This window comes from Bosea sp. 29B (assembly GCF_902506165.1).
Taxonomy (GTDB): domain Bacteria; phylum Pseudomonadota; class Alphaproteobacteria; order Rhizobiales; family Beijerinckiaceae; genus Allobosea.
Genome location: NZ_LR733817.1, coordinates 3,468,958 through 3,481,285, shown reverse-complemented (window position 1 = coordinate 3,481,285; position 12,328 = coordinate 3,468,958). Strand labels below are relative to the sequence as shown.

At 66.7% G+C, this 12,328-nt stretch carries 12 protein-coding genes; 3 read left to right on the top strand and 9 right to left on the bottom strand.

The window, feature by feature from the left end:
* Nucleotides 1–219: 219 nt before the first annotated feature.
* Both GV161_RS16830 and GV161_RS16825 read left to right on the top strand, forming a co-directional pair.
* Nucleotides 220–1,395, top strand: a complete 1,176-nt coding sequence (locus tag GV161_RS16830) for a M20 aminoacylase family protein (RefSeq protein WP_152016784.1) — start codon at nucleotides 220–222, stop codon at nucleotides 1,393–1,395.
* A complete protein-coding gene (locus tag GV161_RS16825; protein ID WP_152016783.1) occupies nucleotides 1,392–2,495 on the top strand; it encodes an NAD(P)/FAD-dependent oxidoreductase in 1,104 nt (367 codons plus the stop codon). The genes GV161_RS16830 and GV161_RS16825 overlap by 4 nt, the downstream gene beginning before the upstream one ends.
* A 123-nt stretch (nucleotides 2,496–2,618) precedes the next feature.
* Here GV161_RS16825 and GV161_RS16820 read toward each other — a convergent pair whose 3' ends face one another.
* Nucleotides 2,619–2,954 carry a GIY-YIG nuclease family protein gene (locus GV161_RS16820; protein WP_152016782.1) on the bottom strand — a complete coding sequence of 112 codons (336 nt, stop codon included), beginning with the start codon at nucleotides 2,952–2,954 and terminating at the stop codon, nucleotides 2,619–2,621.
* Between the two features lie 98 nt (nucleotides 2,955–3,052).
* Between GV161_RS16820 and GV161_RS16815 the strand changes: the two genes are divergently transcribed.
* On the top strand, nucleotides 3,053–3,616 hold the full coding sequence (locus tag GV161_RS16815) for a DUF2239 family protein (RefSeq protein ID WP_152016781.1): 564 nt from the start codon (nucleotides 3,053–3,055) through the stop codon (nucleotides 3,614–3,616).
* Here GV161_RS16815 and eda read toward each other — a convergent pair.
* The 8 genes from eda to GV161_RS16775 form a co-directional block, all read right to left on the bottom strand.
* On the bottom strand, nucleotides 3,613–4,257 hold the full coding sequence (gene eda, locus GV161_RS16810; RefSeq protein ID WP_244624244.1) for a bifunctional 4-hydroxy-2-oxoglutarate aldolase/2-dehydro-3-deoxy-phosphogluconate aldolase: 645 nt from the start codon (nucleotides 4,255–4,257) through the stop codon (nucleotides 3,613–3,615). The genes GV161_RS16815 and eda overlap by 4 nt on opposite strands.
* 154 nt (nucleotides 4,258–4,411) lie before the next feature.
* Nucleotides 4,412–5,101 carry a 6-phosphogluconolactonase gene (gene pgl / locus GV161_RS16805; protein ID WP_159650279.1) on the bottom strand — a complete coding sequence of 230 codons (690 nt, stop codon included), beginning with the start codon at nucleotides 5,099–5,101 and terminating at the stop codon, nucleotides 4,412–4,414.
* Nucleotides 5,098–6,606, bottom strand: coding sequence for a glucose-6-phosphate dehydrogenase (zwf, locus tag GV161_RS16800; protein ID WP_152016778.1), 1,509 nt, complete (start codon nucleotides 6,604–6,606; stop codon nucleotides 5,098–5,100). The genes pgl and zwf overlap by 4 nt, the downstream gene beginning before the upstream one ends.
* A 278-nt stretch (nucleotides 6,607–6,884) precedes the next feature.
* Nucleotides 6,885–7,640 carry an ABC transporter ATP-binding protein gene (locus GV161_RS16795; protein WP_152016777.1) on the bottom strand — a complete coding sequence of 252 codons (756 nt, stop codon included), beginning with the start codon at nucleotides 7,638–7,640 and terminating at the stop codon, nucleotides 6,885–6,887.
* Nucleotides 7,637–8,485, bottom strand: a complete 849-nt coding sequence (locus GV161_RS16790; RefSeq protein ID WP_152016776.1) for an ABC transporter ATP-binding protein — start codon at nucleotides 8,483–8,485, stop codon at nucleotides 7,637–7,639. The genes GV161_RS16795 and GV161_RS16790 overlap by 4 nt, the downstream gene beginning before the upstream one ends.
* Nucleotides 8,486–8,493: 8 nt before the next feature.
* Nucleotides 8,494–9,405, bottom strand: a complete 912-nt coding sequence (gene nikC / locus GV161_RS16785) for a nickel transporter permease (RefSeq protein ID WP_201303024.1) — start codon at nucleotides 9,403–9,405, stop codon at nucleotides 8,494–8,496.
* Between the two features lie 11 nt (nucleotides 9,406–9,416).
* On the bottom strand, nucleotides 9,417–10,487 hold the full coding sequence (locus GV161_RS16780; protein ID WP_152016774.1) for an ABC transporter permease: 1,071 nt from the start codon (nucleotides 10,485–10,487) through the stop codon (nucleotides 9,417–9,419).
* A 116-nt stretch (nucleotides 10,488–10,603) separates the two neighbouring features.
* Complete coding sequence (locus GV161_RS16775; protein WP_244624243.1) at nucleotides 10,604–12,172, bottom strand: ABC transporter substrate-binding protein; 1,569 nt, start codon at nucleotides 12,170–12,172, stop codon at nucleotides 10,604–10,606.
* Nucleotides 12,173–12,328: the final 156 nt, after the last annotated feature.

The window sequence follows — 12,328 nt, the reverse complement described above, 5'->3', positions numbered from 1 at the left end:
CGTCAGCTCGGGATCGCCCGGAGCGACACTCTCCGGTTGCGTGGCTCTTAACGCTTTCGCAGCGATGTGGACAGCGGGGCGCTACGCATTCGCCAGCCTCCCACCCCTCATGCCGCATTCGGCTTGGACAGGAGACATGGCTCCGGGCTAGCGTGCGCGCCTGGCAACCCGTTTTCTGCCGACCTGCTTTCCGCAGGGCCGCGACCTGTCGAGGACACAATGCCCAAATCCGATCTCATCGCCGCGATCGAACCCGAGATCAGCGCGATCCGCCGCGACTTCCATCGCCATCCCGAGCTGCTCTTCGACGTCGAGCGCACCGCCGGCATCGTCGCCGACAAGCTGAGGGAATGGGGCGTCGACGAGGTCGTCACCGGGATCGGGCGCACCGGCGTCGTCGGCGTGATCAGAGGCAAGGGCCAGGATTCCGGCAAGGTCATCGGCCTGCGCGCCGACATGGACGCACTGCCGATCCATGAGGAAACCAATCTCGAGCATCGCTCGACCGTAGCGGGCAAGATGCACGCCTGCGGCCATGACGGGCACACCGCCATGCTGCTGGGCGCCGCCAAGTATCTGGCGCAGACCCGCGATTTCGACGGCACCGCGATCGTGATCTTCCAGCCGGCCGAGGAAGGTGGCGGCGGCGGCCGCGAGATGTGCGCCGACGGTATGATGGAGCGCTTCGGCGTGCAGGAGGTCTACGGCCTGCACAACATGCCCGGTCTACCGATCGGCCAGTTCGCCATCCGCAAGGGCCCGATGATGGCGGCAGCCGACAAGTTCCTGCTCAAGCTCGAAGGCCGCGGCGGCCATGCCGCCAAGCCGAACGAGACGATCGATCCGCTGGTCGCCGCCTGCCAGCTCGTCACCTCGCTGCAGACCATCGCCTCGCGCAATGCCGATCCGCTCGATTCCCTCGTCGTCTCGGTGACGGCGCTGCAGGCAGGCACGGCTTTCAACGTCATTCCGCAGCATGTCGAGATCAAGGGCACGGTCCGCACGCTTTCGCCGGACATGCGCGACCTCGCCGAGAAGCGCCTGCGCGAGATCGTCACCGGCACCTGCCAGGCTTTCGGCCTCAGCGTCACCATCGAATATGATCGCGGCTACCCGGTCACCTTCAACCATGCCGGCCAGACCGACTTCGTCACCAGCGCGACGAAGAGCACCTTCGGCAAGGAGGCGATCGACACCGCGGTGCCGCCGACCATGGGCTCGGAAGACTTCTCCTTCATGCTCGAGGAGCGCCCTGGCGCCTACATCTTCATGGGCAATGGCGAGTCAGCCGGGCTGCACCACCCCGCCTATGAGTTCAACGACAAGGCGATTCCGGTGGGCATGACCTACTGGGCGAGCCTGGTCGAGATGGCGATGCCGCAGCGCGCGGCATGAGCGACATCGACTGCCTGGTGATCGGGGCCGGCGTCGTCGGCCTCGCGACGGCGCGCGCGCTTGCGCTCGCCGGCCGTGAGGTCGTGATCGCCGAGGCCGCGGACGGCATCGGCACCCAGACCTCAGCCCGCAACAGCGAGGTCATCCATGCCGGCATCTATTATCCGCCGGGCTCGCTGAAGGCGCGGGTCTGCGTCGAGGGGCGCCAGCGCCTCTACGCCTATCTGCGTGAGCGCGGCCTGCCGCACAAAGCCTGCGGCAAGCTGATCGTCGGTACCCATGCCGGCCAGCGCCCCGCGCTGGAAACCATCGCGGCGCGCGCCGAAGCCTCGGGCGTGACCTCGGTACGCTGGCTCGATGGCGCGCAGGCCAAGGTGCTGGAGCCGGAAGTGACCTGCGAGGTCGCCCTGCTCTCGCCCGAGACCGGCGTGGTCGACAGCCACGCGCTGATGCTGTCGCTACTCGGCGAGTGCGAGGCGGCCGGCGGCTCGCTGGCCCTCAACACGCCGATCCTGGCATGGCGACGGGAGGCGGATGGCTTCAGTGTCGATTTCGGCGGCGACGATCCCGCGACCTATACCGCGAACACCGTGGTGAACGCGGCCGGCCACAACGCGCCGCGCCTGCTCGGCAAGCTCGATGGCTTTCCGTCAGAGCTTGTGCCGAAGCAGTATTTCGCCAAGGGCAACTACTTCTCGCTGCTCGGAAAGCAGCCCTTCTCGCATCTGGTCTATCCGGTGCCGGAAGCGGCGGGCCTCGGCATCCACGCCACCATCGACATGGCCGGCCGGGTCAAGTTCGGGCCCGATGTCGAATGGGTCGATGATGACCAGGACCTCGTCGTCGATCCCGCCCGCGCCGAGAAGTTCTACGCGGCGATCCGGACCTATTGGCCCGGCCTGCCGGATGGCGCGCTCGTCGCCGACTATGCCGGCATCCGGCCGAAGCTGCACGGGCCGACCGAGCCGATCGTGGATTTCCGCATCGACGGGCCAGCGGTGCATGGCGTGCCGGGGCTGGTCAACCTGCTCGGCATCGAGAGCCCCGGGCTGACGAGCTCGCTGGCGATCGCCGATCTGGTGGTGGAGCGGCTGCGCTAGGCACGGCGGATTGCACGTCATGGTCGGGCTTGACCCGACCATCTCAGGACGGAAGGGCGCCCTATCCTGCCCGAGATTCCCGGGTCTGCGCTTCGCTCCGCCCGGGAATGACGCCTGCGGGCTTCACACTGCCTCCGCTCCCAATTCCGCGCACCAATGCGCGAGACGCGCCTTCATGACGCGTTCGTGGCCGGCTTCCAGCGCCTTCTCGTCGAGCCGCTCGATCTCCTCGAAGGCGAATGCGTCTTCGCCATGCGCATTCCAGGCGTCCTGCAGCTTTCGCCCGCGATGGCTGCCATGGCGCAGCGTGAACCAGACGCGGTTCTGGATCGTCGATAGGTCCGGCGCCTGCCCGGCCCAGCGTTCGCCGGTCGCAAGGCAGCGCACCAGATAGATGCCGGCCACGACCTTGCGCTCCTTATAGGCCGCGACCGCGACCTTCCTGTCCTCGTGACGCATCGCGCCCTCCTTGTGTGAGACGCCGCAAATATCACCCGGGCAATATTGACTCAAGTATTTTTATCCGGGTATTTAATGGCGTCACTCGGGGATCTACCATGTCCGACGCCGACCGCCTCTCGACCGCCTTCGACGGCAACAGCATCCTGGCCCGCGGCCGCCTCGCCGAGGTTGCCCTCGCCGTGCGGCAGCGCCTCGACGACCACCCAGAAGCCGCGCTGCTGACCTTCGACGATACGAGCGGGCGGGTGATCGATCTCGATTTGCGCGGCACGCCGGCCGAGATCGTGGCGCGGCTGGGCGACGAGCCACGCGGGCGCGGACGGCCGAAGCTCGGCGTGGTCGCACGCGAGGTGACGCTGCTGCCACGGCATTGGGAATGGCTTTCGGCGCAACCGGGCGGCGCTTCGCAGGCACTGAGACGCCTGATCGACGAGGCGCGGCGTGGCGATCGCGGCGAGACGCAAGGGCGCATCGCTCGCGAGGCGGCCTATCGCTTCATGAGCGCGCTCGCCGGCGATCTACCGGGCTTCGAGGAGGCGACACGCGCGCTCTTCGCCAATGACGAGATCGGCTTCTTCCGGCAAGCGGCGGGCTGGCCAGCCGACATCCGCACCTACACGCAGGAGCTGGCCTGGAGCGCAGTGCGGGACGAGGATTAGCCGCGCAGCTCGGCGACCCTTTCGCGCGCTTCCCGCGAGAGCTTCGTCACCTGCGCCCAGTCGCGGTTCTTCACCGCATCGGCCGGGACGAGCCAGGAGCCGCCGACGCAAATCACCTGCGGTAGGGCGAGGTAATTGCCGAGATTGGTGAGCGAGACGCCGCCGGTCGGGCAGAACTGCATCTGCGGGAACGGGCCCGAGAGCGCCTTGAGGCCGGCGACCCCGCCGGCCTGCTCGGCCGGAAAGAATTTGCAGGTCAGGCGGCCCGCCGAGACGGCGCGCATGCAGTCGGAGGCGGTCGCGACACCCGGCAGCCAGGGCAAACCGGTCTTGCGCATGGCCTCGTCGACGCTTTCGGTGAAGCCGGGGCTGACCACGGCGAGCGCGCCGGCATTGTGGACCTCGGCGGCCTGGGCCGGCGTCACCACCGTGCCGGCGACGGGCAGGATGCCCGGCACCTTCTTCGCCACGATTTCGAGCGCCGCCATCGCGGCCGGGCGGCGCAGGGTGATCTCGATCACGTCGATGCCGCCGGCGAGCAGGGCCTCCGCCAGCGGCACGGCGATCCCGGCCTCGTCGATGACGACGACGGGAACGACGCCGCAAGCCTTGAGGCGGGCGATTTCGGCGGGCATGGACATCGACATTTCTCCTGATCTCACCCTCGGCCCTCATCCTGAGGAGCGAGCAAAGCTCGCGTCTCGAAGGATGCTCCAGGAGGTTCCGGAGACGTCTCGACCATCCTTCGAGACGCAGCCTACGGCTGCTCCTCAGGATGAGGGCTGAAGATGTCGCTTACGCCTTGGCCCAGTAGACGTCGAGCCCCTGCGGACGCGAGAGCAGCAGGCCGACCGGGAAAGCCGCCGGCAATTCGACGGCCGAGGCCAGGACCTCGTCCTTCTCCTGCCCCGAAATCAGCAGGGCGACATGGCCGGCGCCCTGCAGCCGAGCCGGCGACAGCGAGAGCCGCGGCGGCAGATCGGGCGGGCTGGCAGCAACAGCATGGACCGATGCTGGCGCGGCCAGCGCCGCCGTCTGGCCGGGGAAGAGCGAGGCGATGTGCCCATCCGCGCCCATGCCGCTGACGACGATGTCGAGCGGCGGCAGGGTCTTCAACACCCGGTCCAGGCTAGCGGCTGCGGCTGAGAGATCATCGCCGGCATTGTGGAAGGAAACGAACGGGGTCCGTCCTTCGCGCAAGGGAGCGAAGGTCGCCCGGATCATGCGCTCGTTCGACGCTTGGTCGCCGGGCGCGACGAAGCGCTCATCGGTCGGCATCAGCGTGATGCGCTCCCAGGGCAGATCATGCGCGCCGAGCGCTACAAGAAAGCGCGCCGGCGTCGTCCCGCCGGGAACCGCGACAAGCGCCCTGCCCTGCTCCGCCACAAGCGCGCGCAACCGGACCGCGACCGCCTCGGCCAGCGCCTCCGAGGCGTCGGCCAGCGTCTCGAAGCGATGGCGGATCAGCGGGCCGGCCGCGCTCACTCGCCGAACTCCGGATCGGCCCAGGAGCGGCCCTCGCGCTCAATCAGCCCGATCGCCTGTGACGGCCCCCAGGAGCCGGCGGCATAGCGATGCGGCTGGGGATAGTATTCCTGCCAACCGGCGAGGATCGGGTCGATCCAGGTCCAGGCCTGTTCGACCTCGTCGCGCCGCATGAACAGGGTCTGGTCGCCGCGAATCACGTCGGTGAGCAGGCGCTCATAGGCATCGGGCGTGCGCACGTCGAAGGCAGTCTCGTAGCGTAGATCGAGCTGGCGCGGCACGACCTTGAGCTTGCCGGAGCCCGGCACCTTCATCATCAGCTGGAGCTGCACGCCGTCATTGGGCTGGAGCCGGATGACCAGACGGTTGGCGTAGAGTTCCTCGCAACCGGGGGCACGGCCGAAGATCGAATGCGGCACCGGCTTGAAGGTGACGGCGATCTCGGAATAGCGCTGCGCCATGCGCTTGCCGGTGCGCAGATAGATCGGCACGCCGGCCCAGCGCCAGGTGTCGAGCTCGCAGCGGATCGCGACGAAGGTCTCGGTGCCGCTGCCATGGCCGAGCTCCTCGGAGTAGCCCTTGACCCGCTGCCCGTCGATCGCACCCGGACCGTACTGGCCGCGCACGGTGTGACGCTGGACGTCGGGGCCAACGATCGGCCGCAGCGCCTTCAGCACCCTCACCTTCTCGTCGCGGACGGCGTCGGCTTCGAGCTGGTTCGGCGGCTCGATCGCGAACAGGCAGAGCAGTTGCAGCACATGGTTCTGCACCATGTCGCGCAGATGGCCGGCCTTGTCGTAATAGCCGGCACGGGATTCGAGCCCGACCGTCTCGGCCACGGTGATCTGGACATTGTCGATGTCGCGGCTCGACCAGGAGCGCTCGAACAGCGTGTTGGCGAAGCGCAGGACAAGCAGGTTCTGCACCGTTTCCTTGCCGAGATAATGATCGATCCGGTAGGTCCGGCTCTCCGGCAGGATGCGGGCGACGGCATCGTTGATCTCGCGCGCCGAGGCGAGATCGCGCCCGAGCGGCTTCTCCAGGATGACGCGCGAAGTCGGCGTCAGGATGCCGGAGTTGGCGAGGTTCTCGCAGATCGGGATGAACAGGTCCGGCGGCGTCGAGAGATAGAAGGAGCGCACGCGCTGGGAGTCGCCAAGCGCCTCTTTCAGCGCGCCATAGGTCTCGGGCTTCACCGCATCGAGCAGCACCATGGTCAGGCGCCGGCGGAAGGCGGCAATACGGTCTTGCGACAGGCCGGCGGCGGCGAGCTTGCTGGCGATCTCGTTGGGGATGCCCTCGACATCCTCCTGCTTGCGGACGATGCCGATGATGCGGCTCTCCTCCGGCAGCACGCCCTCCTCGTTGCGCTGGGCCAGCGCCGGGAAGAGCTTGCGCAAGGCGAGGTCGCCACCGGCGCCGAAGATCACCAGATCGAAGGGCGGGACCGGCGTGCGCTCCGGCGCAGCCTCCGGCTTCAGCAGGCGTTCAGCAATGGCGTCCATGGCGGCATACTCCTGATCGGCTGACACGCGGTCGGCGCGAATTCTCGTCGATCGATCCGTCCCGGTCGATCGGAAAGCGCGCCAGTCGAACCGAATCCTGCGACGACAATGCGACCAAGCACGCAGCTTGCCAAACGCTTTGGGCACGGGGATGGCGCGGCGCGCCGTCATTCTCGGGCGGAGCGAAGCGCAGACCTGGGAATCTCAGGATAAGAAGGCGCTATCAGGTGCCTCCTCCGGCCTGGGAACTCGGGTCGAGCCCGAGCATGACGCCTTTCTCAGCCGACCCGCCGAAAACCCTCGCTCGCGGTCAGCAATTGCTGGGCATAGGCCGTCTGCGGGGCGCGGGCGGCGAGCGTCGCCGCCGTCATTTCCTCGACGCCGCGGCCGAACTGCATGACCAGCAATCGCTCGCACATATGGCCAACCACGGCGAGGTCGTGGCTGACCAGGATATAGGTGAGCTTGCGCTCGTGGCGCAGCGCCTGCAGCAGGTTCAGCACCTCGGCCTGGATCGAGACGTCGAGCGCCGAGGTCGGCTCGTCGAGCAGCAGGATCGTCGGCTCCAGCACGAGGGCGCGGGCGATGGCGACGCGTTGGCGCTGACCGCCGGAGAGCTGGTGCGGATAGCGGAAGCGGAACGAGGTCGGCAGGCCGACATCCTGCATGGCCCGGCTGATCTTGGCCTCAGCGTCGCGGATGCCGTGGATGGCGAGCGGCTCGGCCAGGGTGTCGTCGACCGTCTTCTTCGGATGCAGCGAGCCGTAAGGGTCCTGGAAGACCATCTGGGCGGCGCGATAAAAGGCCTTGTCGCGGATCTTGGGTTGGCGCTTGCCGAGGATGTCGACCTCACCGCTCCAATCGCGGTTGAGACCGGCGAGCACCCGCAGCACGGTCGACTTGCCCGAGCCGGATTCACCGACGATGCCGTAGCTCTCGCCCGGCGCGACCGCGAAGGAGAGGTCTTTCACGACATGCGAGTCGCCGAAGGAGACGTTGAGCTTGTCGATGTTGATCGCGAATTGTGTCGTCATGCCAGCCATGCCGGATCGCGGGTGAGGGTCGCGAGCTTCTCGCGCGGATGATCGAGATCGGGCAGGCAGCCGAGCAGGCCGCGGGTATAGGGGTGCTGCGCCCGGTCGAGTTCGCTTGCTGCAAGCGTCTCCAGCGCCTTGCCGCCATACATGACGATGACGCGGTCGCAGAACGACTTCACCAGATGCAGATCGTGGCTGATGAAGATCAGCCCCATGCCGCGGCTGGTGACGAGATCGTCGAGGATCTTCAGCACCTGCAATTGCACGGTGACGTCGAGCGCCGAGGTCGGCTCATCGGCGATCAGGATCTCCGGCTCGGCGATCAGCATCATCGCGATCATCACGCGCTGGCCCATGCCGCCCGAGACCTCGTGCGGGTAGAGGTCGTAGACGCGCTGGGGTTCGCGGATCTGCACGGCCTCCAGCATCGACAGGCTGCGCTCCTTGGCCTGCCGTGCACTCGCCTTGTGGTGGACGCGATAGGCCTCGGCGATCTGGTCACCGACGGTCTGGACCGGGTTCAGCGAGAACTTCGGGTCCTGCATCACCATGGAGATGTGGCGGCCGCGCAGCTTGCGGCGGCTCGCCTTGTCCATGGTCGTGAGGTCCTTGCCCCGGAACTCCATGCGCTCCGCGCTGACCACGCCGGGATGCGGGATCAGGTCGAGGATGGCGCGGCCGGTCATCGACTTGCCGGAGCCGGATTCGCCGACGATGCCAAGCCGTTCACGGCCGAGCGTGAAGGAGAGCCCGCGCACCGCGTTGACGATGCCGGTGGGGGTATGGAAGTCGACGCGCAGATCGTCGAGCGTCAGCAGAGGTGCATCAGAGGGTGCAGTCATCTTGGCGCTCACCTCGCATCCAGCACGTCGCGCAGGCCATCGCCGAGCAGGTTGAAGCCGAGCGCGACGATGCAGATGGCAAGGCCCGGAAAGGTCGCGACCCACCACTGGTCGAAGATCTGCTCGCGGCCGGTCGAGATCATCGCGCCCCATTCCGGGATCGGCGGCTGCGCGCCGAGGCCGAGGAAACCGAGGCCGGCGGCGATGATGATGATGCCGGCCATGTCATAGGTGGTGCGCACGATCAGCGAGGGCACGCACATCGGCACGACATGCTTCAGCACGATCCGCATCTGGCTGGCGCCCTGCAGGCGCATCGCCGAGATGTAGTCGGCATTGCGGATGATCATCGTCTCGGCACGGGCGACACGGGCGTAAGGCGGCCAGGCGGTGAAGGCGATGGCGATGACGGCGTTCTCCAGTCCGGGGCCCAGTGCCGCGACGAAGGCGAGTGCCAGGACGAGCCGTGGGAAGGCGAGGAAGACGTCGGTGATGCGCATCAGCACGGTGTCGACCCAGCCGCCGAAATAGCCGGCGGCACAGCCGATCAAGAGGCCGAGCGGCCCGACCGTGATGACCACGAGCATGACGATCACCAGCGTGACGCGGGTGCCGTAGACGATGCGGCTGAAGATATCGCGGCCGAGCGCGTCGGTGCCGAACCAGTGCTTGGCCGAAGGCGCCAGCAGGCGCTGGTCGAGCGTCTGGGCGAGCGGATCGTATTGCGCGATCAGCGGCGCGAAGGCGGCCATCAGCAACAGCGCCAGCACGATCACGAGGCCGACCACGGCGGCCGGGTTCTTCCTGAAGGCGAGCCATTGCCGGTAGAGCTGGCCGAGCTTGGCCTGCCGGCGCGATTCCGGCGAGGTCGTGGTCAGCCAGGCATGCCAGCTGACAGGGGCGGAGGCGTGGTCGCTCATGGCCATCCTCCTCAGCGCGCTCGCGGATCGGCCAAGCGGCCGAGGATGTCGGAGAACAGGTTGACTGCGATGAAGACGGCGCCGACGACGAGCGTGGCGCCGAGCACCGCGTTCATGTCGGCGTTGAGCAGCGCATTGGTGAGATAGCGGCCGAGGCCCGGCCAGGCGAAGATCGTCTCGGTCAGCACCGAGCCTTCGAGCAAATGCATGTACGAGAGCGCGATCACGGTGACGAGCGGCACGAGGGCGTTGCCGAGCGCGTGGCCGCAGACGACGCGCCATTCCGACAGCCCCTTCACCCGCGCCGCCACGACATATTGCTGCTGCAGCTCGGTGATCATGAAGCTGCGGGTCATGCGGCTGATATAGGCGACAGAGAGCAGGCCGAGTACGGAAGCCGGCAGAATCAGGTGCCAGAAAGCATCCCGGACCGCCTCCCACTCGCCCTGCATTGCGGCGTCGAGCATGACGATGCCGGTGATCGGCGTGACGAAATCCTCGAAGGCGACCGAGAGCCGCCCAGGACCAGCAACCCAACCGAGCTTGGCGTAGAACAGCAGGAGCCCCATCAGGCCGAGCCAGAACACCGGGATCGAATAGCCGATCAGGCCGATCACGCGGGCGATCTGGTCGATCCAGCGGCCCTGGTTGACGGCGGCGAGGATGCCGAGCGGCACGCCGAGCGCGACGCCGATCAAGGTGCCGAGCGTCGCCAGCTCCAGCGTCGCCGGGAACACGGTCTTGATGTCGTCGGTGACCTTCTGCGCAGTCAGCACGGAGGTGCCGAGATCACCAGTGAAGACCTTGCCGATATAGACGGCGAATTGCTGCCAGTACGGCTTGTCGAGGCCGAGGGCGAGCCTGGCCTTGTCGTAGACATCCGCGGGAGCGCGATCGCCGACCACGGCCAGTACCGGATCGATCGGCATGACGCGCGCGATCAGGAAGGTGACCAGCAGCAGGCCGAAGATCGTGATCGCGACCGTAGTCAGCTCGCGGCCGAGGATCTTCGCCCAGCGAACGACACCACTCTTGGCGCGTGGCGGCGGTGCAGGCGGGGTCGGTGCAGTGATGGAAACCATCGTCGGCTCCGTTCTTCTTGTTCTTGGAGGGCGTCGGCCAGATTAGGTCGGGGCCAATGGCGAGAACCCGCCGCAGCCTGATGATGGGCTACGGCGGGTTCCGCTAGCGAAACGCCTCAGTTCTTGGTGATCGGAGCGTAGAAATTGGTGTCGGAGGTCGGTCCGATCACCCAGCCGGCAATGCCCTTGCGGTCGGCAGAGACTTCGACCTGCTGGAACATGATGACGAAGGGCGAGACCTTCTGGTGGTCGCGCTGCAGCTCGCCATAGACGTTGGCGCGCTTGGTCGCGTCGCTCTCCAGGACGTTGGCCTGGGTGAGCTTGGTCATGTCCGGAATATCCCAGGCATTGCGCCAGGCCAGGGTCTTCGACTTGGCTTCCTCGCCATTGTCCTCGTTGATGGCGAAGGTCTCGGCATTGGTGTGCGGGTCGAGATAGTCCGGGCCCCACTGGCCGATATAGATGTCGTGAGTGCGGGCGCGGTACTTGGTCAGCGTCTGCTTGCCGTCGCCGGGAAGGATCTCGAGCTTGATCCCGGCCTGGGCCCAGGTCGACTGGATCGCCTGGGCGATGTCGGTGATCGGATTGACCGAGCGGGTGTCGATGGTGACGGTGAAACCGTTCGGCAGACCAGCCTTGGCGAGCAGTTCCTTGGCCTTGGCGACGTCGAGCTTGTAGGGCTTGTCCGCGATGGCGCCGAGGAAGCCCTTGGGCAGGAAGCTCTCATGGCCCTTATAGGTGCCCTCGACGATGTTGCGCTCGATCGAGTCGTAGTCGACCAGCCACTTCAGGGCCTCGCGTACCTCGGGCTTGGCGAGGTTCGGGTTCTTCTGGTTCAGGCCGAGATAGAGGATGTAGCCCTTGTCGCCCTGGACGATCTCGACATTGGCATTGCTCTTGACCGCGGCGAGCTGGTCCTTGGAGAGATTGCGAGCGATGTCGATGTCGCCCTTTTCCAGCAGCAGGCGCTGCGAGGCCGGCTCGGCGACATGGCGGACGATGACGCGCTTGGTCTTGGGCGCGCCCTTGTACCAGCCTTCATTGGCATCGAGCGCATATTGCTCGTTCGGGCGATAGACCCGGACTTTGTAGGCGCCTGAGCCAGCCGAATTCAGCTTGAGCCAGCCATTGCCCCAGTCGCCATCCTTCTCATTCGCCTTGACCAGCTTGGAGTCGACCACCGCGGCGACGCCCGAGGTCAGGCAATTCAGGAAGAAGGTGGGCGCGAAGGGCTTGGAGACGGTGACGGTGACGGTCAGGTCGTCGGTCGCCTTGACCTTCTCCAGCACGGTGTCCTTGGTCAGGCCGAACTGGGTCAGGATGAAGCCCGGCGACTTGTTCAGCGTGACCGCACGCTGGAAGGAATAGACCACGTCGGCGGCGGTAAGCGGATTGCCGGAGTGAAACTTGACGCCCGGGCGGAGCTTGAAGGTGTAGGTCAGGTTGTCCGGGCTGACGGTCCAGCTCTGGGCGAGATCGCCGATCAGGGCGTTGTTGTTCTTGAGATCGACGCCGATCAGCTTGTCATAGACATTGGCGCCGACCTCGACGCCGGAGAATTCGAAAGCCTCGGCCGGGTCGAGCGTGATGATGTCGTCGATCTGCTTGGCCATCACGATGGTGTCTTTGGGCGTCTGGGCCTGGGCAGCGCTCGCCAGCAGGGCGGCGAAAGCGGAAGCCGCCATCAATTTCGCTACATGACGCATGGAAAATCCCCGTTGTGTGGTCTGCGGGCACTCCGGGGCGCCCGTTGGCGCGCACTCTGTGGCCAGATCATGGCCGATGTCCAGCCGGGGCGGAGCAGTGTTCGAGGGATGGTGCCCAGCATGCACTCTTGTTGC